27 protein-coding genes are annotated in these 22,036 nt (G+C 36.7%); 20 read left to right on the top strand and 7 right to left on the bottom strand.

All coding sequences use genetic code 11. The annotated features are described in order from the left end of the window. Positions 1-201: 201 nt before the first annotated feature. The 10 genes from Q0Y84_RS07135 (at position 202) to trxA (ending at position 8,300) form a co-directional block, all read left to right on the top strand. On the top strand, positions 202-567 hold the full coding sequence (locus tag Q0Y84_RS07135) for a hypothetical protein (protein ID WP_297952122.1): 366 nt from the start codon (positions 202-204) through the stop codon (positions 565-567). After that, positions 567-1,037: a hypothetical protein gene (locus tag Q0Y84_RS07130; protein ID WP_297952121.1), complete on the top strand. Its 471-nt coding sequence runs from the start codon at positions 567-569 to the stop codon at positions 1,035-1,037. The genes Q0Y84_RS07135 and Q0Y84_RS07130 overlap by 1 nt, the downstream gene beginning before the upstream one ends. Further along, positions 1,038-1,193 carry a hypothetical protein gene (locus tag Q0Y84_RS07125; protein ID WP_297952119.1) on the top strand — a complete coding sequence of 52 codons (156 nt, stop codon included), beginning with the start codon at positions 1,038-1,040 and terminating at the stop codon, positions 1,191-1,193. A 59-nt stretch (positions 1,194-1,252) separates the two neighbouring features. Further along, positions 1,253-1,522 carry a hypothetical protein gene (locus tag Q0Y84_RS07120; protein WP_297952117.1) on the top strand — a complete coding sequence of 90 codons (270 nt, stop codon included), beginning with the start codon at positions 1,253-1,255 and terminating at the stop codon, positions 1,520-1,522. 274 nt (positions 1,523-1,796) lie between these two features. Continuing rightward, on the top strand, positions 1,797-4,436 hold the full coding sequence (alaS, locus tag Q0Y84_RS07115; protein ID WP_297952114.1) for an alanine--tRNA ligase: 2,640 nt from the start codon (positions 1,797-1,799) through the stop codon (positions 4,434-4,436). Positions 4,437-4,496: 60 nt separating this feature from the next. Next, positions 4,497-4,754: an IreB family regulatory phosphoprotein gene (locus Q0Y84_RS07110; RefSeq protein ID WP_003549189.1), complete on the top strand. Its 258-nt coding sequence runs from the start codon at positions 4,497-4,499 to the stop codon at positions 4,752-4,754. Next, positions 4,754-5,182, top strand: coding sequence for a Holliday junction resolvase RuvX (gene ruvX, locus Q0Y84_RS07105; RefSeq protein WP_297952104.1), 429 nt, complete (start codon positions 4,754-4,756; stop codon positions 5,180-5,182). Before Q0Y84_RS07110 ends, ruvX begins: the two co-directional genes overlap by 1 nt. A gap of 1 nt (position 5,183) precedes the next feature. Beyond that, positions 5,184-5,495 (top strand): DUF1292 domain-containing protein, encoded by a 312-nt coding sequence (locus Q0Y84_RS07100; RefSeq protein WP_005720531.1) that lies wholly within the window; start codon positions 5,184-5,186, stop codon positions 5,493-5,495. 55 nt (positions 5,496-5,550) lie between these two features. After that, entirely contained in the window at positions 5,551-7,908 is a 2,358-nt protein-coding gene (locus Q0Y84_RS07095) for an endonuclease MutS2 (protein WP_297952097.1), read from the top strand. A gap of 80 nt (positions 7,909-7,988) precedes the next feature. Beyond that, positions 7,989-8,300 carry a thioredoxin gene (gene trxA / locus Q0Y84_RS07090; RefSeq protein ID WP_297952095.1) on the top strand — a complete coding sequence of 104 codons (312 nt, stop codon included), beginning with the start codon at positions 7,989-7,991 and terminating at the stop codon, positions 8,298-8,300. Positions 8,301-8,350: 50 nt separating this feature from the next. On the opposite strand, the gene mscL is transcribed toward trxA, so the two are convergent. Both mscL and Q0Y84_RS07080 read right to left on the bottom strand, forming a co-directional pair. Further along, complete coding sequence (gene mscL / locus Q0Y84_RS07085; protein WP_297952093.1) at positions 8,351-8,719, bottom strand: large-conductance mechanosensitive channel protein MscL; 369 nt, start codon at positions 8,717-8,719, stop codon at positions 8,351-8,353. Positions 8,720-8,796: 77 nt separating this feature from the next. Beyond that, positions 8,797-9,219 (bottom strand): YslB family protein, encoded by a 423-nt coding sequence (locus Q0Y84_RS07080; protein WP_297952091.1) that lies wholly within the window; start codon positions 9,217-9,219, stop codon positions 8,797-8,799. A gap of 76 nt (positions 9,220-9,295) precedes the next feature. Here Q0Y84_RS07080 and murI point away from each other — a divergent pair, with 76 nt between their 5' ends. Next, complete coding sequence (gene murI, locus Q0Y84_RS07075; protein ID WP_297952089.1) at positions 9,296-10,102, top strand: glutamate racemase; 807 nt, start codon at positions 9,296-9,298, stop codon at positions 10,100-10,102. Continuing rightward, a complete protein-coding gene (locus Q0Y84_RS07070) occupies positions 10,102-10,722 on the top strand; it encodes an XTP/dITP diphosphatase (RefSeq protein WP_297952087.1) in 621 nt (206 codons plus the stop codon). The genes murI and Q0Y84_RS07070 overlap by 1 nt, the downstream gene beginning before the upstream one ends. Positions 10,723-10,768: 46 nt before the next feature. On the opposite strand, the gene Q0Y84_RS07065 is transcribed toward Q0Y84_RS07070, so the two are convergent. Further along, on the bottom strand, positions 10,769-11,617 hold the full coding sequence (locus Q0Y84_RS07065) for a mechanosensitive ion channel family protein (protein WP_297952085.1): 849 nt from the start codon (positions 11,615-11,617) through the stop codon (positions 10,769-10,771). A gap of 108 nt (positions 11,618-11,725) precedes the next feature. Here Q0Y84_RS07065 and Q0Y84_RS07060 point away from each other — a divergent pair, with 108 nt between their 5' ends. Both Q0Y84_RS07060 and Q0Y84_RS07055 read left to right on the top strand, forming a co-directional pair. Beyond that, entirely contained in the window at positions 11,726-12,151 is a 426-nt protein-coding gene (locus tag Q0Y84_RS07060; protein ID WP_297952083.1) for a DUF948 domain-containing protein, read from the top strand. Between the two features lie 18 nt (positions 12,152-12,169). Then, entirely contained in the window at positions 12,170-12,529 is a 360-nt protein-coding gene (locus Q0Y84_RS07055; protein WP_297952081.1) for a DUF1269 domain-containing family protein, read from the top strand. Positions 12,530-12,584: 55 nt separating this feature from the next. Here the strand turns inward: Q0Y84_RS07055 and Q0Y84_RS07050 are convergent, their stop codons facing one another. Next, positions 12,585-13,691, bottom strand: a complete 1,107-nt coding sequence (locus Q0Y84_RS07050; protein ID WP_297952079.1) for a Xaa-Pro peptidase family protein — start codon at positions 13,689-13,691, stop codon at positions 12,585-12,587. A 149-nt stretch (positions 13,692-13,840) separates the two neighbouring features. On the opposite strand from Q0Y84_RS07050, the gene Q0Y84_RS07045 reads away from it, so the two are divergent. Continuing rightward, positions 13,841-14,842: a substrate-binding domain-containing protein gene (locus Q0Y84_RS07045; RefSeq protein ID WP_297952077.1), complete on the top strand. Its 1,002-nt coding sequence runs from the start codon at positions 13,841-13,843 to the stop codon at positions 14,840-14,842. Positions 14,843-14,883: 41 nt separating this feature from the next. Here the strand turns inward: Q0Y84_RS07045 and Q0Y84_RS07040 are convergent, their stop codons facing one another. Then, the gene (locus Q0Y84_RS07040) at positions 14,884-16,254 is read right to left on the bottom strand and encodes a glycerophosphodiester phosphodiesterase (protein ID WP_297952075.1); all 1,371 of its coding nucleotides are present in this window, start codon (positions 16,252-16,254) and stop codon (positions 14,884-14,886) included. 116 nt (positions 16,255-16,370) lie between these two features. Here Q0Y84_RS07040 and Q0Y84_RS07035 point away from each other — a divergent pair, with 116 nt between their 5' ends. Genes Q0Y84_RS07035 through Q0Y84_RS07015 form a run of 5 tightly spaced genes read left to right on the top strand, consistent with a single transcriptional unit; the run spans position 16,371 to position 20,044 of the window. Beyond that, positions 16,371-16,691, top strand: a complete 321-nt coding sequence (locus tag Q0Y84_RS07035; protein WP_297952073.1) for a hypothetical protein — start codon at positions 16,371-16,373, stop codon at positions 16,689-16,691. A gap of 15 nt (positions 16,692-16,706) precedes the next feature. Then, positions 16,707-18,089, top strand: a complete 1,383-nt coding sequence (locus Q0Y84_RS07030) for a bifunctional UDP-sugar hydrolase/5'-nucleotidase (RefSeq protein ID WP_297952071.1) — start codon at positions 16,707-16,709, stop codon at positions 18,087-18,089. Beyond that, positions 18,082-18,669: a YutD family protein gene (locus tag Q0Y84_RS07025; RefSeq protein WP_297952069.1), complete on the top strand. Its 588-nt coding sequence runs from the start codon at positions 18,082-18,084 to the stop codon at positions 18,667-18,669. The genes Q0Y84_RS07030 and Q0Y84_RS07025 overlap by 8 nt, the downstream gene beginning before the upstream one ends. Next, positions 18,669-19,439, top strand: coding sequence for a TIGR01457 family HAD-type hydrolase (locus tag Q0Y84_RS07020; protein WP_297952067.1), 771 nt, complete (start codon positions 18,669-18,671; stop codon positions 19,437-19,439). Before Q0Y84_RS07025 ends, Q0Y84_RS07020 begins: the two co-directional genes overlap by 1 nt. Then, the gene (locus Q0Y84_RS07015) at positions 19,436-20,044 is read left to right on the top strand and encodes a TIGR01906 family membrane protein (protein ID WP_297952065.1); all 609 of its coding nucleotides are present in this window, start codon (positions 19,436-19,438) and stop codon (positions 20,042-20,044) included. The genes Q0Y84_RS07020 and Q0Y84_RS07015 overlap by 4 nt, the downstream gene beginning before the upstream one ends. A gap of 11 nt (positions 20,045-20,055) precedes the next feature. Here Q0Y84_RS07015 and Q0Y84_RS07010 read toward each other — a convergent pair whose 3' ends face one another. Both Q0Y84_RS07010 and Q0Y84_RS07005 read right to left on the bottom strand, forming a co-directional pair. Further along, the gene (locus Q0Y84_RS07010) at positions 20,056-20,706 is read right to left on the bottom strand and encodes a VTT domain-containing protein (protein WP_297952063.1); all 651 of its coding nucleotides are present in this window, start codon (positions 20,704-20,706) and stop codon (positions 20,056-20,058) included. A 9-nt stretch (positions 20,707-20,715) separates the two neighbouring features. Further along, positions 20,716-21,711: an NAD(P)/FAD-dependent oxidoreductase gene (locus Q0Y84_RS07005; protein WP_297952061.1), complete on the bottom strand. Its 996-nt coding sequence runs from the start codon at positions 21,709-21,711 to the stop codon at positions 20,716-20,718. Between the last annotated feature and the right edge of the window lie 325 nt (positions 21,712-22,036).

Raw genomic sequence — 22,036 nt, 5'->3', positions numbered from 1 at the left:
CTCTTAATACCGCTACACCGGTTTTAGCAGATACGAGTAAAGATTCCAATCCAGTAACTAATATTGAAAAAGTTTCTAAATTACAACAAGATAATAAGGAAACTACGCAAGAAACAACGCTTTTTACTGTTCCAAAGAATAGTGTTACTAGCCATGCTTTTTTGGATAACAAAACCGTAGCTTCGGTTGCTAGAGATATGAATGGCTGGAGCTGGTGGTTCTGGAAGAGCTAATTGGGGAGGTTTAGGAGCTGCTGCTGGAGGAGCCGCAGTTGTTTATATTGGCGGTAAGGCCTATAGAAACGGCGTACAAATAAACTATGCGGCAAGAAAAATTTCTAAGAAGATTTTAAAGAATAAAAATCATGTTGATTTAGATAAATTTAAGGGAAATCATCAGTACCAAAAAGGACCTGGTGGAAGTTATCATTTAGAAAAGGACCGTGCGGCTGGAAAACCTAGTGCTCATAATGGAGGAGCTAAAGGTAGTTATTGGAAATTATATGATCGAAAAGGTAAGTTAGCTTCTTTAGATAAGAACGGAAAGATTTTGAAATACTATAACTAATGATTGAAAATAAAACTATAGATTATTTTGAAAATAAAACTACTACATATACGGTAGTAATAGGGGTAGATGGTTATAACTCTATAGCTGATAACTATAGTTACTTTGATGACTATTATTTACCTAAATATGTAGAAAAAATAACTCTTATTAGTATGTTACTCATGTCTTGGTATTCAGTAAAAATTGCTTTTCATGCAGATGATGAAGAATCTGAATTATACAAGTATAGTGATAAAGAGTTTACTGCAGAGGATGTAGATATTTTAGTCAAATTAATTTCAGGCAGTATGCATCATAAAGGATACATTCATTTTTTATTTAAAGATGATGAAGCAGAAGAATTCCTGATGTATATCTATGGTGATTCCACAATTGGCTTTTGTAATATGACGGAAAAAACTAAAAAATACGTTGAAGCACAGGTAAATAAGCAAGGATTATCACTGTGGCTTGATGAAAGTGAGTAAATGAACTATAAAGAAGCTGTTAAATTAGTAGAAAAATTAGTGGAAAAGAAACGTTATTATGTTGACTTTGTGCCATTTACTTTTCCAGATAGAAATTATGCTGAACTTGATGACTATTTAGAAACACATTATAAAGAAACATACGCAAAAAAATAATCTTCATTGCTTTTTCGCTGATGTATTACTATGATTGTCACGTTTACTTGGATGAAGAAATGAGTGAATCTTTTTCTAATTTTGAGAAAAAGAATTTAAGAAATATTGGTTTAGATATCTTAGATGCATTCATTCATAAATTAGTTGTTGAAAATAGCTCTGGACTTAACATTATTATTACTCATGCTGATAATACCCATTCATTAATGCGAATAGAAGATGGCTATCAAACATTGTTTTTCAATATTAGTGTTGAATGTCTAAATATAATAAAACAGCTGGTAGATCACCAAGGGCTGTTCTTAAAAAAGAGCAATATTTCAAGATAATATTAGACTTTGGTCGTGAACAAGGACGTTGACAGACGAGGATTTTGTAGTACAATTATTTTCAGCTTAAGATATGTCTATTAAAGTTGAATTTCAAAGAGAAAGCCAATTGGTGAGAGGGCTTAATTCGCTTTATATAGATGCTCCTTTAAGTTTCATAATTAAGAATATTAAGAGGTAACAAACACTGTTGCAATCAAGGTGGTACCGCGCGCGGAGCGTCCTTGAATAAGCAATGGTGTTTTTTATTTATTTTTAGGGAGATTTTATTTAAATGAAGAAACTATCTAGTTCAGAGTTTCGCCAAATGTTCCTTGACTTCTTCAAGGATCATGGCCATATGATTATGCCAAGTGCATCACTTATTCCACAAGATGACCCAACTCTTCTTTGGATTAACTCTGGTGTTGCTACTATGAAGAAATATTTTGATGGTTCAGTTGTACCAAAGAACCACAGAATTACTTCTTCTCAAAAGTCAATCAGAACTAACGATATTGAAAATGTTGGTAAGACTGCTCGTCACCAAACTTTCTTTGAAATGCTTGGTAATTTCTCAGTTGGTGACTACTTTAGAGATGAAGCTATTCCTTGGGCTTGGGAATTCTTAACTAGTCCTGACTGGCTTGGTTTGCCAAAGGAAAAGCTTTACTGTACTGTTTACCCAAAGGATGAAGACTCATTCAACGTTTGGGTAAAGGCAGGGATGCCAGCTGACCATATTGTTAAATTAGAAGACAACTTCTGGGATATTGGTGAAGGTCCATGTGGTCCAGATACTGAAATCTTCTATGACCGTGGTCAAGAAAACAACGACGTAGCTGAAGACGATCCAGAAAACTTTCCTGGTGGTGAAAATGCCCGTTACCTTGAAATTTGGAACATCGTATTTTCACAATACAACCACTTGCCAAATGGCAAATATGTAGACCAACCACACAAGAATATCGATACTGGGATGGGGCTTGAACGTGTGCTTTCTATTTTGCAAGATGCACCAACCAACTTTGAAACCGACTTGTTCTTGCCAATTATTCACGCTACTGAAGAAATGACTGCTGACAAGAAATACGGCGTTAACAAGGAAGACACTACTGCCTTCAAGATTATCGCTGACCACGTTCGTGCCGTAAGTTTTGCAATTGCTGATGGTGCACTTCCTTCAAACTCAGGTCGTGGTTATGTTCTTCGTCGTTTGATCCGTCGTGCCGACTTAAACGGTCAACGTTTGGGCATTAAGGGCGCATTTTTATATAAGCTTGTGCCAGTTGTGGGCAAGATTATGGAAAGCCACTATCCAGAAGTAATGGATCAACGCGGTTTTATCGAAAACGTTATCCAAAACGAAGAAGAAAGATTCCAATCAACTCTTGATACTGGTTTGACTTTGCTTGATGACTTAATTGACAAGGCTAAGAATTCCGCAGATAAGACCATTTCAGGTAAGGATGCCTTCAAGATGTTTGATACTTACGGCTTCCCTTACGAATTGACTTTTGAATCAGCTCAAGATGCTGGTCTTAAGGTGGACAAGAAGGGCTTTGATGCAGAAATGGCTGCTCAAAAAGAGCGTGCTCGTAAGGCTCGTGGTGATTTGCAATCAATGGGTCGTCAAGATGTAACCTTGATGAACATTAAGGACAAGTCAGTCTTTGAACGTGATACTTACGAAGAACCACATGCTAAGTTAGTTGATATCGTGGTTGATGATAAGTTAGTTGACAAGGCCGATGGCGAACACGCTACTTTGGTCTTTGATAAGACACCATTTTACGCAGAACGTGGTGGTCAAGTTGCCGACCACGGTGACATTTACAATCAAGACGGTGAATTGGTTGCCAAGGTTACTGACGTACAACACGCTCCTAATGACCAAAACTTGCACTTTGTTGATTTGATTTTGCCAGTTGAAAAGGGTCAAGAATATGTTTTGAAGCTTGATAAGGAACGGCGTGAAGGCTTGCGTCACTCTCACTCAGCAACTCACCTACTTCATGCAGCCCTTCGTCAAGTTTTAGGTGAACATACTCACCAAGCTGGTTCATTAGTTGATCCAGATTACTTGAGATTCGACTTCACTGCGATGGAACCAATGACTAAGCGCGAACTTAAAACAGTTGAAGAATTAGTTAACCAAAAGATCTGGGAAGCTATTCAAGTTAAAACCACCATCACTACTCCTGAAGAGGGGGAAAAGATGGGTGCTTTGGCCCTCTTTGACAGCAAGTACGGCGACAAGGTTCGTGTGGTTCAAATGGGTGACTTCTCAAGTGAATTCTGTGGTGGTACCCACGTAGACAACACTAACCAAATCGGTATTTTCAAGATTACTTCAGAATCAGCTGTTGGTGCCGGTATGCGTAGAATCGAAGCTGTAACTTCTAAGAAAGCTTACGAATACTTAGCTAACCGTTCAGAATTACTTGATGAAATTCAAGAAGATGTTAAGGCAACTAAGCCAGATAATATCCTTGATAAGATTGATTCACTTGAAAGCAATTTGCATGATGCTCAAAAGCAAGTTGAAACTTTGAACAAGAAGATCAATGCTGCTAAGGCTGGTCAAATCTTTGACGATGTTAAGCAAGCAGGTGACTTGACAGTAATTGCTGCTACTGCAGATGTTAACGGCATGAACGACTTGCGTGAACTTGCTGATAACTGGAAGAGTGGTGCTAAGTCCGATGTCTTGGTCTTAGCTGCTGAAAATGATGGCAAGGCTAACATGATCATTGCTTTAGGTCAAAAGGCATTAGATAAGGGACTTAAGGCTGGTAACTTGATCAAGATTGCTGCTCCAATCTTTGGTGGTGGCGGTGGTGGCCGTCCCAATATGGCTCAAGCTGGTGGTAAGAATCCAGCAGGTTTGAACGATGCTATCAAGGCAGTTATTGACGAAATTTCTAAGAACTAAGAATTAATTAATTGTGTTTGAGCTTTTTTTCAAGTAAAATTGTTGACAGGAGGAATAATTATGAGTTCGCTAGATAAGACTATGCATTTTGACTTTAATCAGAATAAAGGAAAAAATGTTTATGATACTCTGCAAGATGTTTACAATGCGCTTGAAGAAAAGGGCTATAATCCTATTAACCAGATTGTAGGTTACTTACTTTCTGGCGATCCTGCTTATATTCCACGGCATAATGATGCCCGTAATTTGATTCTTAAGCACGAACGTGATGAGATTATTGAAGAACTTGTTAAGAGCTATCTTGGTAAGAACAAATAATGCGCTTATTAGGTTTAGATGTAGGTTCTAAAACTGTGGGAGTAGCGATTAGTGATGAGCTAGGGATTACTGCGCAGAAGTTAGAGACGATCCAGATTGATGAGAGCAAATATAACTTTGGCATGCGTCCATTAAAAAAGCTAGTCAGACAATACGATGTTGATGGCTTTGTCTTAGGTTTACCTAAGAATATGAATGGCACTTCTGGTGCATCTGTTGCTCGAAGTAAAACATATGGTAAAAGACTAGAAGAGAAGTTTGGCTTGCCGGTGCATTATTCTGATGAAAGATTAACAACAATTGAATCACGACGAGTACTTGTTGAGGATGCAGGTATCCATGATCGCAAAAAGCGTAAACAAGTGATCGATCAGATGGCAGCGGTGCTCATCTTGCAAAATTATTTAGATTTACACCGAAAGGATTAAAATGGCAGCACAAGTTAACGGCGATGATCAAGATCGTCAAATTACTTTGATTGATGATCAAGGTAATGAAGAATTGTATGAGATATTATTTACTTTTCATTCAGATGATTATGACAAATCTTATGTGCTTCTTTATCCAGCCGCTGTAGGCGATGATGAAGATATTGAAGTGCAAGCTTTCAGTTACGATGCCGATGATGCTGGTGATGTAACAAGTAGCGATTTGCATGAAATTGAATCTGATGATGAGTGGGACATGGTTCAAGGAGTTTTGAATACTTTCTTGGATGATGACCGCTTAAGTGGTAAGTAATAAAAAAGGACTGGCTGTGGCTGGTCCTTTTTGTTAGTTTTAGAAAAAGATCAAAATGAATAAAAAAATTTTAGAAATTTTAGAATTTGGCGAAATTACTAAACGCTTAAGCCATTTGGCAATTACTGCTCCTGCTAAAGAAGAAGCGGAAAAATTAGTGCCTAGTGGTGATTTTGACCAAGTTCAAAGTGAATTAAAACAAACCTTAGCCTTAGCTAACTTATTACGAATTAAAGGTCAGCTTCCTTTAACAGATTTCCAGGATGTTCGACCAAGCACTAAACGGTTAGGCGTAAAAGCTAATCTAAATGCTAAGGAGTTAGGCAACTTATTATTGGTATTAAGTTTAGCTCATGAAATTAATGATTTCTTGGCAGAAATAGATCCAAATAAATTGGATTTGACCGCAATCGATGCAATTTTAGATCAATTAGATGTGCTAGATCTCTTATTTAGAGAATTAAAGAAATCAGTTGATTATGATGGCGAAGTATTAGATACAGCTTCACATGAGCTTGCTCGTTTGCGTCATGATATGCGTTCTAATGAAGAAGAGATCAAAAATAAGATGGATGCTTATACTAAAGGCAATAGCAGTAAGTATTTATCTGAACAAATTGTGACGATTCGTGATGACCGCTATGTTATTCCGGTTAAACAAGAATACCGGGCAAAATTTGGTGGGGTAGTTCATGATCAAAGTGCAAGTGGTCAAACTTTATTTGTTGAACCAGAAGCGGTTTTGAATCTTAACGATCGACAACAAAATTTGATTGCTCAAGAAAAGCAAGAAATTCACAATATTTTAAAGCATTTATCAAACTTGGCTCGTGAAGAAATCAGTAGTCTGAATGATATTGCGGCAGCATTAACTAAATTAGACTTCTTGCAAGCTAAGGCAAAATTAGCTAAAGAAATGCAGGCTAGTGAGCCACGATTGACACAAGATCATTCATTGAGTTTGCGTAATGCTCGCCATCCATTGATTGATCCAGAAAAAGTGGTGCCTAATGATATTCGCTTGGGTGGCGAATTTGACACAATGCTGATTACTGGACCTAACACAGGTGGTAAGACTATTACCTTAAAGACGGCAGGATTGTTGCAATTGATGGCCCAATCAGGCTTATTTATTCCAGCTGAAGAAGGCAGTCAAGTTGGCGTCTTTAAGCAAGTGTATGCTGATATTGGTGATGAACAATCAATTGAGCAATCATTGAGTACTTTTTCATCTCATATCAATGATATTATTGCCATTATGAAAAATGTTGATGCTGATACCTTAGTCTTAATTGATGAAATTGGTGCCGGAACTGATCCCGAAGAAGGTGCCAGCTTAGCCATTAGTATTTTGGATTTCTTGCGTAAAAAGCAAGCTAAGATTATGGTTACTACGCACTATCCAGAATTGAAACTCTATGGTTATAACCGTCCACGAACAACCAATGCTTCAATGGAATTTGACTTAAAGAATTTATCGCCAACTTATCATTTGCAAATTGGTATTCCGGGTCATAGTAATGCCTTTGCCATTGCTCGCAGATTAGGGATGCGTGAAGACGTAGTTAAAAATGCCCAGAATTTAATGTCAGATGAGGATTCTGATATTAATAAGATGATTACCAAGTTAAATACTCAAACAAAGGCTGCTACTGTAGCCCGTGATCGTTTGCAGACAAGTCTGGACCGCAGCCAAAAATTAGAACAAAAGTTGCAACAAGCACTTGATTGGTATAACCAACGAGTACAAAAGCAACTCGATTTTGCTCAAGAGCGAGCTAATGAAGTGGTAGCTAAGCGCCGCAAAAAGGCTGATGAAATTATTGCTCAACTTGAAAAACAAAAAGGTATGGGCGTTAAAGAAAATAAAATTATTGAGGCTAAAGGTGAGTTAAACATTTTAGAGCGTCAAGCTAATAATTTGGCTCATAATAAGGTCTTACAACGAGAAAAACGTCGTCACCGTGTAAGTGTAGGTGACCGCGTAAAAGTCCTCTCATATGGGCAAACAGGTACGATTACTAAGAAATTAGCTGAACATGAATATGAAGTTCAAATGGGAATCATCAAAGTTAAAGTTAGTGATCGTGATATTGAAAGAATTGAACCAGGAACTAGTGCTAAGCCTAAGCAGATTGTTAGAGCTACTAGTGCAGTTAGAAGAAGTAATGCACACAGTGAATTAGACTTGCGGGGTCAGCGCTATGATGAAGCAATGACTAATTTGGATCGTTATATTGATTCCGTCTTATTGGCGGGTCTTGATACGGTAACCATTATTCACGGAATTGGTACTGGTGCGATTAGAAAAGGGGTCTGGCAATATCTCCGAAGCAGCAATCATGTGAAGAACTTTAACTATGCTCCAGCAAACGAAGGCGGAAATGGTGCTACAATTGTCCAATTAAAGTAAGTATTTCACTTGCAAAAAGTAAGTAGAGCACATATACTTATATTATAAAAACAAATGATAAAAATTGTGAGGTAAGAATTATGGTTGATGCAATTAACGATCAAAACTTCGAAGAAGAAACTAAAAATGGTGTGTCATTAGTAGACTTTTGGGCAACTTGGTGTGGTCCATGTAAGATGCAATCACCAGTGATTGAACAATTGTCAGAAGAACGTCAAGACGTAAACTTCTACAAGATGGATGTTGACCAAAATCAAAATACAGCTAAGAACTTAGGAATTATGGCTATTCCAACTTTGATTGTGAAGAAGGATGGCAATATTGTAGACCGAATTACAGGCTACACTCCTAAAGAAAAGTTGAACCAAATTTTGGATCAATATACTGATTAATTAGATATAAAAAGGGCTTGAGGTGTTATTGCCTCGAGCCTTTTTTGATATTATTTATTTTGATTTACCTGCTTTTTAAGTAAGTCGCGAATTTCTTCTAGATAGTCAGTTTCAGTTGGACCAACTTCTTTTTTAGGCACTACTTTATTTAAAGCTTTGACCATCAAGAAGACTACAAATGAGATGATCAAGAAATTAATTACAGAATTGATGAAGCTACCATATTTAAATGTAGCATCTCCAACTTTAAAAACTAGGTCAGAGAAATCAATCTTGCCTGCAAAAATCCCAAGTAGAGGGTTGATCAAGTTTTTAACTAAAGATTGGACAATCGCAGTGAAAGCAGCACCGATGATTACACCGACTGCCATATCCATTACATTGCCACGTGAAATAAATTCCTTAAATTCTTTAATCATGTCACTACTCCTATATCTAAAATCTAGTTTTATTTAAAGTGTATAGGAGTAATTATTTATAGTCGATTAATTTGCTCTTAGCCAAAACGAGCAATGAATTGAACTTTCTTTTCTTTATCTAAAATATTAATTTCGCTCTCAGTAGTTCGGCCGGTAGCAGTTTGCACAGCTTCAGCGATCATGCCGCCTTCAAGTGAGAATTCTTTGCTGTCACTATTTAAGCGGTCTTCTACAGTTTGACCACTTAATTCATAAATGGTATGAGAGCGTCTTTCTTTGACCTTTTCTAAGTTGCCAAATTCAGCCATTGAGAAGAATTCAACTAAATCATCGAAATCGCTGAGATCATATTTGCGAGCAATTCTTTTACCAGCCCAATAAAGAATAGCAGCATCATCATCGCCTAAAATAGTTGGCAAAAGGAAGTCGCGGTAAAGTTGATTAATAAAATATACGTGTTCGTTTGTGTGTTCTGTGTTTTCTGTCATAAACTTGTTCATCCCTTTTATTCTTTTTTATTTTACCGTAAACTAGTAGAAGTAGAAAATAAATTTTTGATTTTAAGAGGGTTTTATTATGGATAATCGTCCGATTGGATTATTGGATTCCGGGCTAGGTGGCCTATCTGTTGCAAAAAAAGTAATTGAAAAATTGCCTAATGAATCAACCGTTTTTATTGGTGATAACGCTCATATGCCGTATGGCGATCGAACTAAAGAAGAGATTATTGAGTTAGTTAGAAAATCAGTGCATTTTTTACTAGCTAAAGACGTTAAGTTAATTATTTTTGCTTGTAATACGGCGACAGCAATGGCAATGAGTACAATTCAAGCAGAAATTGATCCACAAATTATCGGGGTTATTCAATCAGGCAGCTTAGCTGCAGCTAGAACAACTAAAAATAAAAAAGTAGCAGTCGTGTCTACAAAAGCCACTGCCGATTCTCATGCATATGCCAAGGAAATTCACTTTCGTGATCCAGAAATTAAAGTAACTGAATTGGCTGCACCTAAACTTGCTCCTCTAGTAGAAGCACAAAGAGATTCTGCAACTAATCTTAAAGTAGTTAAGGAAAGTTTAGCGCCTTTACAAGGGCAAGACTTTGATACCTTGATTATGGGATGCACGCATTATCCATTGATTCAAACTGAATTTGAAGAAGCGATTAACAATAAGGATGTCACTATTTTGGATCCAGCAGACCAGGTTGCTCAATATACTTTTAACGTGATGCGCCGTGATGGTTTATTTAGTGATGACAATGAAAAGGTAGTTCATGAATACTACACGACAGGTGATCCAACTAGTTTTGATCATTTAGCAAGAACCTTTATGGCTGACAAGACATTAACTTCAAAGCATGTAGATACGGAGAATGAATAATGGTGAAAGAGATTTTATTTGCGACCGGCAATCAAGGTAAAGCTAGAGAATTAAAAGAAGCTTTTAAACAAGCTGGGGTAGACGTAGAAATTAAAACTAATGCTGACTTAGATAATCCACCTCATCCCATTGAAAGTGGTCGTACTTTTGAAGCAAATGCCAAAATTAAAGCCCATGAATTGGCAGACTTTAGCAATTTGCCAACGATTGCCGATGATTCGGGGTTAATGGTCGACGCTCTAAATGGTGAACCTGGAGTACGCAGTGCGCGCTATGCCGGTGAAGCTCATAATGATGCTAAGAATAATGCAAAATTATTGGCAGAATTAGGTGGAGTTCCTGATGAAAAAAGAACAGCCAAGTTTTGGACGACGATTGTGGTTTCAATGCCTGGTAAGTTTGATAAAGATTTGGTTGTGTCGGGAACTTGTAGCGGGCGAATTTTAGCTGCGCCACGAGGAGAAGATGGCTTTGGTTATGATCCACTTTTTTACATTCCAGAAAAAGATAAAACTTTTGCCCAAATGACAACTGATGAAAAAAATGAGATTTCTCACCGAGGTAATGCTGTGCGTAAGTTGTTAGAAGAATTGCCAGCTTGGTTAGAGCAATTTAATTAAGGTGAAAGAGAATTAAAAGGCGTTGAACCTTGATGTTCAACGCCTTTTATTTATGTACAGTTGTTTTTGCCGGTGAACTAGTACTTGCAAATTCAATCTTATTTTTTTGCAAGACTTCAATATACTTGCTTAAATATAAGTTTCGCACCGCGGCTTGCTTACCAGGTTTGACTTGAAAATGAATTGAGTAAACAAACTTTTGTCCAGTTTGTTCGGTTATCCCAATGATTGTAGGACCTAATACAATCGTCTTTTTCTCAGGCTGAATCTTTCGGTTGCAGTCTTTAATTAATTTTGTGACTTCTTCAATGTCATTGCTAGTGGCAAGATCGAGATTAATATCCAGTGCCACACCGCCATGAGCAAGATTTTGCACGATCGTAATATTACGGTTAGGAATATAAATAATTGAGCCATCTGAACCTTTCAGCCGCGTAGTTCTAAGACCTAATTGGACGACAGTACCAACATTAGTGCCAATTTGTACCAAGTCACCGACATCAAATTGATCTTCACTTAAAATAAAGAAGCCGTTAACTAAGTCGCTAACAAAGCCTTGCGCGCCCATCCCTAAAGCTAGGGAAAAAATCCCAGCACTGGCTAACAAAGTGCCAACCGGTATACCTAGAATAGAGAGAATACCGAATAAATAAAAGAAGATTAATGTATATTGGAAAACGCTGTTGATCAAAGCGGTAATCGTTCGCGTTCGTTTATTTTTAACCGTGTTATGTTTGGCTAAATAATTGTTAATTATTTTATGACCAAAGTGAGATAAAAGATAAAAAATGAGTGAAGTAATAGCTAATTGCCAGATAATCGACAATAAGTTTTGGCTAATTTTACCCCAATCGATTTCAATTTTCTGCATATTTATGTGAGTAGGGATCTTCATGTAGTGTCCTTTCTATTTTTTACGGGTATAATTAAGGATAACAAGCTATTAATTGAGAATAAAGGATATTCATGCTAAACTTTTTTTAGGTAATAATGGAGGTAGAAAATGACAATTTCTTATGGTGCCTTAGCAGGCCTAATTGCTGCGATTGCATTCTTAATTTTAGTATTATTTACGATTCCGATGTTGGTTCGGACCGCGAAGTTATTAAAAAAGACTAGTGCAACTATTCAAACGACTAACGAATCAATGAAGAAGCTTTCTGAAGATATGGACGGCTTGATGGATCAAACTTCTGATTTGTTAGATAAAACTAATGACCTAATGACCGATATTAATGGTAAAATGAAGACGTTAGATCCAGTGGTTAAAGCTGCAGCAGATTTAGGTGAAAGCGTTTCTGAATTAAACGATTCATCTAAGAAAATTGCTAAGCGCTTTAGTAGTAATCATTTTAGCCGTACTGGTCTCGTATCTTCAATTGCCGCGACTGCTTTTGCAAGACGCAGGCGTCGCAAAGGTGAAAATTAATAAAAGGAGGAATTCACCATGAAAAAATTTGTAAGTTTTGTATTAGGTGCTATTGCTGGTTGTACAGCAGGCTTTATTGCAGGCTCATTACTTGTTAGTGATGAACAAGTTGACGATGTTAAGAACAAGATTAAGGATAATGACAAGCTTCAAGATTTAAAGAAGAAGTATGATAATGGTACTGAAATCGTTAAGAATCAATTGGCTTCATTCCCTAAGAATGTTGAAGACGATTCAGAGTTAAAAGACTTTGATGACATCGTAATCGATGATTCAAACAAGGATGACAATACTAGTGAAAACACTGAAGAATCAGTTAACGACTTAAATAATGCTGAAAAAGATAACACTGATGCTTCAGAACAACCAAAAGCCTAATTATTGTAAAATAAAAAAGCTGACGTAAGTCAGCTTTTTTTGATGCCTAAATTAATTAGTCTTTAAGTGGTAAAACCTTCAAGTCTTTATCGGTATGGGTGAATGTCTTAAAGCCGTCTTTAGTAACAACACCACAGTCTTCGATTCTAACGCCGGCAAAGCCAGGGATGTAAATACCTGGTTCAATTGAGAAGCACATTCCTTCTTCAAGAACCAAGTCATTACCTTGGACAATTGATGGGTATTCGTGCACATTTTTACCAATACCATGACCTAGACGGTGGATGAAGTATTCACCATAGCCAGCCTTGGTAATGATATCACGGGCTACGCTATCCAATTCTTCGGCAGTGATTCCCGGTTTAGCAGCCTCAATGGCAGCTTGTTGAGCTTCACGGTCAACTTCGTAAATTTCACGTTGCTTAGCTGTAGGTTCACCGTAAGCTACAGTTCGACTTGAGTCAGAGGCATAGCCATCATGCATAGTGCCTAAGTCAAATAAAACCAACTCGTTAGGTTGAACTGTATTCATGGTTGGACCGAGGTGAGGGTTTGCAGCATTTTTACCAGCTTGCACGATGGTTTCAAAGCTTTCGTGCATGACACCTTTCTGAATTTTTAGTTGATAATCAATTTGACCGGCAATACTTCTTTCAGTAACGCCAGTTCTAATTGCATCAAAACCAATCTTAAAAGCAAAGTCAGCCTCTGCACCAGCAGCTTGTAATTTTTTGATTTCTTCTGGTGTTTTGTAAAGGCGTAATTTTTCAATGAAAGCTGAAACATCATTAGTAAAGCTAGAATTTGGAAATTCACCACGTAAAAGTTGATAATGAGCAACGGATAAATCATCTTTTTCGATGGCCCAACTATGAGTATCTTGGGTTCTCTTTTTTACATTGCCAGCAATGATGCTCCAAGGATTTTCTGAATCAAGGTAGCCAATAACGTCACCATCCCATGCGGAGGCTTTAGCTTCTTCGACGTTTAAAGCAGGGCAGAAAATAAATGGTTCTGCATCTTTAAAGACGACTAAAGCAAAGATTCTTTCATGTGGGTCCATTGAGTAGCCGGTAAAGTATGAAATAGTAATTGGGTTAGAAATATAAGCAAGATCATTATTGGAATCCTGCAACCACTGTTGTAATTTATCTAAGTTCATATTGTCCTCTTTTCTGATAAGCGATTTTTAATGTAGTATATCACGTTTTATAATGAAAAAATGAAAGAAAATCTGTAAACGCTTGCATTTTGTGCATTATCGTGCTATCTTTAAGTGAAGGATTTTTTGGAAGGACTGAGAGATAAGAGATGCATAAACAAGAAGTTACAATCTATGACGTAGCTCGCGAAGCTAAGGTTTCAATGGCAACCGTGTCTCGTGTAGTTAACGGTAATAGCAACGTTAGAAAGGAGACACGTGATCGTGTCCTCGAAGTTATTAAAAGACTTCATTATCAACCAAATGCTGTGGCTCAAGGTTTAGCTTCCAAGCGAACTACTACAGTCGGGTTAATTGTTCCAGATTTAACTAATTTATATTTTGCAGAATTATCTAAGGGGATTGATGATATTGCGCTTTTGTACAAGTACAACATCATTATTACTAGTATTGAAAACCGCTTAATGAAGGAAGATCAAGTTATTCAAAGTTTGTTGAATAAACAAGTTGACGGTGTAATTTATATGTCAAACCGCCTGTCAGATAAAGCAGCAGAAGCCTTTAAGCGGACTAAAACGCCTGTAGTTTTGGCAGGTACTAAGGATAATCGTGATGATTTTGCTTCGGTTACAATTGACTACAAGAAGGCTGATACTGAAGCTTTGAATTTGATGCTTCATGATGGCAAGAGGCACTTGGGAATCGTAGTTGGCGATCAAGATGCAGTAGTTAACGGGGAAAATAGAATCCCGGCTTATGAAGAATTCATGGAAGAAAATGATTTAGGCGCTCCACGTATTTACACCGATATTAAGGATTATTCAGATGGTTACAATTTGTATCCACAATTAGTTAAAGATGGTGTTGATGGGGTAATCGTTACTCGTGATATTTCCTCAGTTGGTATTTTGAATTCTGCAATGGATGCAGGCAAGAAAGTGCCAGAAGATTTGGAAATTGTTACTGCTAGTGCTACTCAATTGGCTTCTGTTGTTCGTCCAGCTTTGACTACAATTAAGCAACCACTTTATGATATGGGTGCAGTTGCAATGAGAATGTTGACTAAGCTGATGAATAATGAAGAAGTTGATGATATTCATATTACTTTGCCATATGAATTAGTTAAGAAGCAAAGTACTTTGAACCAATAATTTGAGTGAATAAGAAAAAGACCAGTTTGAGCTGGTCTTTTTTAGTAGATAATTTTATTGGTTTGTTGCAGTTTTTGCTTAAAGGTAATCGGGGTAATTAGTTGATTAGGATTGTAAGGCAAAAGCACTAAGTTAGTATGCTGGCTAACTCGTGGCAAGGACTGATAAGCTTTAAAATTATTTTGCTTAAAAAAGCCATAAAATAAGATATCTTTTGCTTTGATCCAACCTAATTTAGTGTAAAGCCACATATTTTTAGGCGTACCATTAAAGTTTTTGATTTTTAATAGTTGTTTGGCTGGCAATGTCTTTTGTGTTTTGGCTTGGTTATCAGGATAACGATAAATTGTAACCTTTTTATTTGGTTTAGCAATAACTTTTTTATCCTGGTAAGGAGCAATGTCTTGCTTTGATAAATCTAAGTTGACAAATTCAGCTGAAATAAAGGTTTTTTCAGCAATTTGGTAAAATAGCCGTTCATCTACGCGAACAGCGTACGTGATCTTGACTTTTTGGCCTGGGTAGATATACCTCTTTTCTTTAATGCGGACATAAGGATTCATCATAGTAGCAGTTTTATTTTGTCCAAAGTAGATACCAGTTCGATTGATAGCATATTTTTTAGTACCGCTTTTGGCTAATTTATATTTAAATCCTGTCGCAGGATAATTGGTGACTACGCCGTCGACATTCCGGTTGATTAGCCAATGCCAAAGGGCAGGCGATTCATTCATTTCGGCCCAAACGAATAGTTGTTTATGTAATTTATGGAGCCAATGAATTAGGAAGGGATGCTCTTGCACAATATCAGAAGAGGCATTGATGGCGTTAACTTGGGGTAAATTGCTAAAATTAATTCGTTTTAGACTGCCCACAATTAGAATTAAATATGCATCTGGCATAATTCTTCTAAAATGAAATAAACTAGCGGCTGAAAATGAGTGAATCATAATCCTTTTTTGCATATGGTATTTTTTAACTACCGCTGCTATCTTATCTTCTAATTCATAAGATGGGTCTAAGCTATGATCAATTTTTGTTTCTAAAACAAACTTAGTATTGGGCTTGTTTTGGTAGTGCTTAAATAATTCAGCTAGTGACATTACATGTTCGCCATTGTCATATCGCAGTTGTTTAAGTGCTGTAAAATTATTTTGTGATACAATTGCATGTGTATGAGTAACTCGAAAGAGGTCATCATCATGTGCAATGACCGGAACCCCATCTTTTGAAAGTTGGAGATCGAGTTCAACGTAATCGGCACCGGAATTAAAGGCAGAATCATCAGCCTGAATTGTTTCTTCAGGATATTTGATGGGATCGCCTCGGTGACCAACAACAGTAAAACCACTATTTAAGAAAAAAATTAAGCTAAAGAAAAAGGCCCAAACAAGCCGACTTTTAAAATTCATGTGTATACCTCCATCGCATACTTAACAATAGCATGGTTACACATTTTTTTCTATTTATAGTACGATTCTTTTATTAGTAGTCTTGACGTAGATTAGAATCTAAAGGATGAGATTTAATGGAACAATTGGACTTAATTGAAGAAGTTACCAGAAATGATGGCAGTCGTTATTATGAAATCTCCAATATTGATCAAAATGGGATTGCAGAATTGGCGGCAGATCATGGATTAATTAAAAAAGTTAGAATATTGCAGTTGAATATTCCACGGACTAAAGCTTTAGTTGTTTACGAAAAATATATTAATGATACATATGATTTGCAGACTTTGACTGATGAAAATGACTGGAAAAATCCTCAATGGGTAGAATGGGATAAGCCTAAAGGAAAAATCCTAGACGCGTATAATATGATCTTAAAAGCCAATCGAATTGGTTAGAAAGTGGCATAAAAAATGGAACAATTGCGAATTTTACATACCAATGATCTTCATTCACATTTTGAACATTTTCCTAAAATTGGGCGCTATTTGCAAAAAGCGCAAGCTGATAATTCAGTTGATGATGTGTATACCTTTGATGCAGGCGACTTTATGGATCGTTCACACCCATTGACTGATGCCACAGAAGGTCAAGCAAATATTAAGTTGATGAATGGCTTTAATTACGATGCAATTACCATTGGCAATAATGAGGGGATTTCTAATCCGCACTGGGTATTGGAGCATTTGTTTGATCATGCAAACTTTCCAACAGTTTTGGCAAATTTGCGTGAAGAAGATGAGTCGATGCCTAAGTGGGCAGTCGGGCATATGTTTATAACTACCCAAAAAAAGACCCGGATTGCCTTAATCGGATTGACTGCTGCTTATCCGATGACTTATGGTCCTAATCATTGGCATGTTAAAATGTTGGGCGATAGCATGGATCGAGAATTGGCTCAAATCGAAGGCAAATATGATGTATTAATTTTATTGACTCATGTTGGCTTAAAAATGGATCGCTGGTTGGCTAAACATTATCCGCAAATTAATTTAATTGTAGGTGGTCATAGTCACGATTTAATTGAGCATGGGGAAAAAGTTGGTCATACTTGGATTACGCAAACTGGTAAATGGGGCAATTATGTTGGTGATATTCAGATGCAGCTAGAGGATCATCATGTGGTTAAAATTGTGCCTAAGACTGTCCCTACAGCTTCGATGCCAGAAGAGCCAGGAGATAAGGTACTTATTCAAGACTACTATGATGAAGGAAAACGTCTTTTATCAGAACGTAAAGTCGCTAAACTGCCTGAGAAGTTTGCCGATGACAAGGTAGCGGCTGTTCAGGTTTCTCTTGATGCGATTGCTGATTTTGCTAAGACAGATTTGGCAATTTTGAGTTCAGGGTTATTCTTGACGCCATTTAAGAGCGGCGTGATTACCCAATATGATTTGCAAAAAGCATTACCACATCCCATGCATGTTGTGCGTTCGACCTTGAAAGGCAGTGACTTGTGGCGGCTGGTAATGGAGATTGAAAAGAATCGACACTATTTAGATCATTTTCCATTACAAGGAATGAGCTTTCGCGGTAAGATTTTTGGTCAAATGTATTACAAAGGAATTAAGGTTGATATACGTAGACGGATGGTTTATGTTAATGGGCATGAAATTGATCCGCAAAAAGAATATCGAATTGCCTGTTTAGACCACTATGTTTTGGTTCCATTTTTCCCAACTTTAGCAATTGTTGGTGATAATGAATTTTTATTTCCACAATTTTTACGTGAAGTTGTTGGCAACTACTTAGCCGAAAAATATCCTTTAACAGCGAGAAGTGAAACAGATGAGTGAAGAAAATAAATTTGAACAAGAGCAGCCACTTAGGCACCCATTAGCTGATGTGGTGCAAGATGGCAAGAGTATTAAAATTGGTGATCAACTGTATAGTTTGGTGGTCAATGAGCGGGATGCACTTGATTTAGAAACTTTGCGTAAAAAATATGATCCTTATCTTGATCAATATGATTACTTAGTAGGGGATGTTTCAAGTGAGCATTTACGCTTGAAAGGCTTTTATAAAGATGGGGCTAGGACAGCAATTGATAAAAAAGAAATGGCAATTGTTGACTATTTAACGGAATATTGTAATCCAGGTGGACCATATTTTATTTTGGAGTTAACCAATCCGCTTCATCATTATCAGCATCAGCGTACTAAATCGCGTCGACCACACGAACGTCGTGAACGTGATTTAGCTAAGAATGAGCGTTATCGTTCACGGCGGCGGTACAATCATCGCAAGAATGAAAATAATCCATTTAAAAAAAGGCGGGTTCACCAAACTAAGTTTAAGAAAAAGCAATCGATTGCGGTTAAAAAAGAATTTGGCCGGCATCATTCATTTATTATTAAGAAGAGAAAGGGAAACTAGTGAAAGATTACCGGGTATTTTTAATTGATTTAGATGGCACTGTTTATCGTGGTAAAGATACCGTTGAATCAGGAGTAAGATTTGTTCATCGCTTGGTTAAAGCAGGCAAAGATTATCTGTTTTTGACCAATAATACGACTAGAACACCACAAATGGTAGTTGATAAACTAAAAGGTCATGGGATTGAAACAGATACGGCTCATGTTTATACGCCAAGTATGGCTACTGCTAGCTATATTTTGCAAAAAGAAAACAAGTCAAAAATTGGCTTGTATATTATTGGTCAGATTGGCCTTTGGCGTGAATTATTGCAACATCCTGAATTTGAGCTCAATGAAGAAAATCCTGACTATGTAATTGTGGGGATGGATACTGATTTGACTTATCATAAGGTGCGCGTGGCCTCACGTGCAATTAGACGTGGTGCCACCTTTATTGGGACGAATGCTGATATGAATTTGCCAGCAGAAAATGAATTGATTCCTGGTAATGGCTCGCAATGCGCGTTTGTAGCTGCCGCAAGTGGAGTTGAGCCGTTATATATCGGCAAGCCCGAGTCAATCATTGTTAAAATGGCTCTGGAAAAAGTTGGCTATAGTAAAGAAGATGCCCTTTTAGTAGGAGATAATTACGATACTGACATCAAGGCTGGTTTCAATAGTGGAGTAGATCAATTGCTAACTTTGACAGGCGTAACAACCAAGGCAGATATTGCTGATAAACGTCAACCAACAATTTTGGTTAATAATCTAGATGAATTTGAATTATGATTACTAAAGATAATATTTTTTCGCTAACTTATCACTTTTTGTTTGCCGTTTCTAGCAGTGTCATTGGGGCTATTGTAGCAAGTTGGCCTTTATTATTTATTTTTATGATTGTGCAAAAGACATATGAGACGGTTCACATGTCTTTATTTAAGGTAATGCATAATTATAACCAGTTGATGTTTTATTTGCTCTGGCCTTTTAAAAAGCAGTTTAAAATGGATAATTTTCCCATCTCTGCAAATGCAGCAGAACATTTTGCAGAATGTAAGCATTTATTTATTTTGACAGTACTAGTTTTTAATATTTGCCTTATCCTGCACTTTGTTTTTAAGCAGCAAAGAAAGAAAATGATTCTTAGTTTGGATAAATCAGTAGCGCTTATTTTATTGCTATTGCCAATTATTATTTTTCCATTTGCAGTAACAAATTTTGATAGCTTTTTTGTGATCTTTCATCACATTTTATTTAATAATAGTGACTGGCTATTTGATCCTAATACGGATCCGATTATTAATGTGTTGACTGAAGGCTTTTTTGCATCTTGCTTTGCGATTGCGGGAGTCATTTACGAGTTATATTTTGCTGAAAAATTATTGCGCAAATAAAAAAGAGTTCCTTAGTGGAACTCTTTTTTGAGTGAAATTTTTTTCTTTAAAGCTACGATAGCAATTGGCACAACGGAAACTAAGATAATGGCAATCACGATCATTGAGAAGTGATCTTTGACAAATGGAATATTACCAAAGAAGAAACCAATTACTGTAAAGAGACTTGTCCAAAGTAGGCCACCTAAAACATTGTAAGTAAGAAATTTACCATAGTGCATTTTGCTGCCGCCAGAAATAAATGGTACAAAAGTACGAATAAATGGAATAAATCTCCCAATAACAATCGTAATTGCTCCGTGGCGTTCGAAGAATTTCTCAGCTGCTAAACGATTATTTTGATTAATTAATTTATTAAACCAATTATGTTTTTCACCAGTTCTGGCTGACCAGGCTCCAATTTCATAGTTAGCAGTATCACCAATTATGGCGGCTAGAGCAACTACAAGATAAACTAGCCAAATATTTAAGCTATATTTGGGATTGGCTGCCATGGCGCTTGCAGCGAAAATAAGTGAATCACCTGGAAGAAACGGAAAGATTACCAATCCAGTTTCGATAAAAATGATGGCAAAGAGAATTAAATATGACCAACCGCCAAACTGATTAACAATGGTTATTAAGTGGTCATCAATGTGTAAAATGAAATCAATTAAAGTCATGAAGCACTCCTAAAAACTAGTTGAATGAATGGTCAAAGTTTTTTCAGGGAAAAGATCGCGCATAATCGCCGTGATTGCAATTTGAGCTTCGCCAAATCCAAGTGCAATCAAGGGAACGCGTCCAGCATAAGTAACAACATCACCAGCTGCATAAATTCCAGGGATATTGGTTTGCATGCTTGAATTAACTTTAATTTGAGTCCCTGTCAAATCAATCCCCCATTTTTTAACGAAGCGGTTGTTGGCTTTAAAACCATAGGCTACAACAGCGTGATCTAACACAATATTTGTTAGATTGTCTTCTCCCATTTCTTTTAAGTTAACATCTAGATGATTATCAACTAAATTAATTTTTTTAGGAAGATAAGGAGTTAAAATTTCAACATTTTTTAAAGTCTTAAGCTTTTTAACATTAGATTCAAGACCGCGGAATTGGTTTCGTCGATGAATAAGTTTAACGTTAGCGTAATTTGCTAATTCTAAGGCTAGATCTAGCGCAGAATCACCACCGCCAAAAACGCCGACAGTTTGCCCTGCAAAGTCTTGGGGATTTTTAATAAAATAATGAATTCTCTTTTTTATGTTTTCACTCATTGAAAGGGGGAGCTCTTTAGGCTTAAAAGCTCCAGCTCCTGTGGCGATAAGTATGCTGCGGGATGCAACAAGATTATCAATAACGAAATAGTCGTCTTCTTTAGTAACTGTTTTTACTTTATGATTAGTTAAGATAGTTATTTCATTTGTTAATTTATGTTGCAAGTTCTTAATTAATTTAGCTCCAGTAATAGAATCATAAGCAGGAATATCCTTAATCTTTTTAAAAGGATAAAGCATTTGCGGTTGTCCGCCAGTTTCGGACAATGAGTCAAATAGTACAGTTTTTAAACCGTGAAGATGAGCAAAATGCGCAGCGAATAATCCAATAGGCCCTGCGCCGATTATAGTAAGATCAAATTTTCTAATTTTAATAACCCCCTCGAAATACTGATGTAACAACTTTAACATGAATTTTACAAATATTCATTTAAAAATTTGCTTGTCATAAATGAAATTATAAGGTATATTATTGAAGTCGCGTTTTTAAGTAGACGAGATATTTATTAATAAAAAAATGCTTGCAATTAAGTTTTAAGTATTATATATTAATAAAGTCGCGTTAAGGAATGCGGCAGAAGCTTATAAAAAGGCTTGTGAGGAAGAAAAAAGAAATAAAATTCAAAAAGTACTTGCAAAGTCATAAATAAGCTGGTAACATATTTAAATGTCGTCAGGCGAGAGCAAGAAAGCTTGAGTGAGACGACGAAAAAATAAATCAAAAAAGTTCTTGACA

Source organism: uncultured Lactobacillus sp. (assembly GCF_947367125.1).
Lineage (GTDB): Bacteria > Bacillota > Bacilli > Lactobacillales > Lactobacillaceae > Lactobacillus.
This window is presented reverse-complemented; position numbering and strand designations above follow the sequence as displayed.

Bases quoted from the DNA above. Each gene is read 5' to 3' on its own strand.
- Q0Y84_RS07035 (WP_297952073.1), top strand. From the start codon at position 16,371: ATGGAACAATTGGACTTAATTGAAGAAGTTACCAGAAATGATGGCAGT.
- Q0Y84_RS07135 (WP_297952122.1), top strand. From the start codon at position 202: ATGGCTGGAGCTGGTGGTTCTGGAAGAGCTAATTGGGGAGGTTTAGGA.
- Q0Y84_RS07100 (WP_005720531.1), top strand. From the start codon at position 5,184: ATGGCAGCACAAGTTAACGGCGATGATCAAGATCGTCAAATTACTTTG.
- Q0Y84_RS07095 (WP_297952097.1), top strand. From the start codon at position 5,551: ATGAATAAAAAAATTTTAGAAATTTTAGAATTTGGCGAAATTACTAAA.
- Q0Y84_RS07060 (WP_297952083.1), top strand. From the start codon at position 11,726: ATGACAATTTCTTATGGTGCCTTAGCAGGCCTAATTGCTGCGATTGCA.
- Q0Y84_RS07065 (WP_297952085.1), bottom strand. From the start codon at position 11,617: ATGAAGATCCCTACTCACATAAATATGCAGAAAATTGAAATCGATTGG.
- murI (WP_297952089.1), top strand. From the start codon at position 9,296: ATGGATAATCGTCCGATTGGATTATTGGATTCCGGGCTAGGTGGCCTA.
- Q0Y84_RS07005 (WP_297952061.1), bottom strand. From the start codon at position 21,711: ATGTTAAAGTTGTTACATCAGTATTTCGAGGGGGTTATTAAAATTAGA.
- mscL (WP_297952093.1), bottom strand. From the start codon at position 8,719: ATGATTAAAGAATTTAAGGAATTTATTTCACGTGGCAATGTAATGGAT.
- Q0Y84_RS07130 (WP_297952121.1), top strand. From the start codon at position 567: ATGATTGAAAATAAAACTATAGATTATTTTGAAAATAAAACTACTACA.
- Q0Y84_RS07055 (WP_297952081.1), top strand. From the start codon at position 12,170: ATGAAAAAATTTGTAAGTTTTGTATTAGGTGCTATTGCTGGTTGTACA.
- Q0Y84_RS07025 (WP_297952069.1), top strand. From the start codon at position 18,082: ATGAGTGAAGAAAATAAATTTGAACAAGAGCAGCCACTTAGGCACCCA.
- Q0Y84_RS07030 (WP_297952071.1), top strand. From the start codon at position 16,707: ATGGAACAATTGCGAATTTTACATACCAATGATCTTCATTCACATTTT.
- Q0Y84_RS07070 (WP_297952087.1), top strand. From the start codon at position 10,102: ATGGTGAAAGAGATTTTATTTGCGACCGGCAATCAAGGTAAAGCTAGA.
- Q0Y84_RS07120 (WP_297952117.1), top strand. From the start codon at position 1,253: ATGAGTGAATCTTTTTCTAATTTTGAGAAAAAGAATTTAAGAAATATT.
- Q0Y84_RS07125 (WP_297952119.1), top strand. From the start codon at position 1,038: ATGAACTATAAAGAAGCTGTTAAATTAGTAGAAAAATTAGTGGAAAAG.
- Q0Y84_RS07040 (WP_297952075.1), bottom strand. From the start codon at position 16,254: ATGAATTTTAAAAGTCGGCTTGTTTGGGCCTTTTTCTTTAGCTTAATT.
- alaS (WP_297952114.1), top strand. From the start codon at position 1,797: ATGAAGAAACTATCTAGTTCAGAGTTTCGCCAAATGTTCCTTGACTTC.
- Q0Y84_RS07080 (WP_297952091.1), bottom strand. From the start codon at position 9,219: ATGAACAAGTTTATGACAGAAAACACAGAACACACAAACGAACACGTA.
- Q0Y84_RS07050 (WP_297952079.1), bottom strand. From the start codon at position 13,691: ATGAACTTAGATAAATTACAACAGTGGTTGCAGGATTCCAATAATGAT.
- trxA (WP_297952095.1), top strand. From the start codon at position 7,989: ATGGTTGATGCAATTAACGATCAAAACTTCGAAGAAGAAACTAAAAAT.
- Q0Y84_RS07010 (WP_297952063.1), bottom strand. From the start codon at position 20,706: ATGACTTTAATTGATTTCATTTTACACATTGATGACCACTTAATAACC.
- Q0Y84_RS07015 (WP_297952065.1), top strand. From the start codon at position 19,436: ATGATTACTAAAGATAATATTTTTTCGCTAACTTATCACTTTTTGTTT.
- Q0Y84_RS07110 (WP_003549189.1), top strand. From the start codon at position 4,497: ATGAGTTCGCTAGATAAGACTATGCATTTTGACTTTAATCAGAATAAA.
- Q0Y84_RS07045 (WP_297952077.1), top strand. From the start codon at position 13,841: ATGCATAAACAAGAAGTTACAATCTATGACGTAGCTCGCGAAGCTAAG.
- ruvX (WP_297952104.1), top strand. From the start codon at position 4,754: ATGCGCTTATTAGGTTTAGATGTAGGTTCTAAAACTGTGGGAGTAGCG.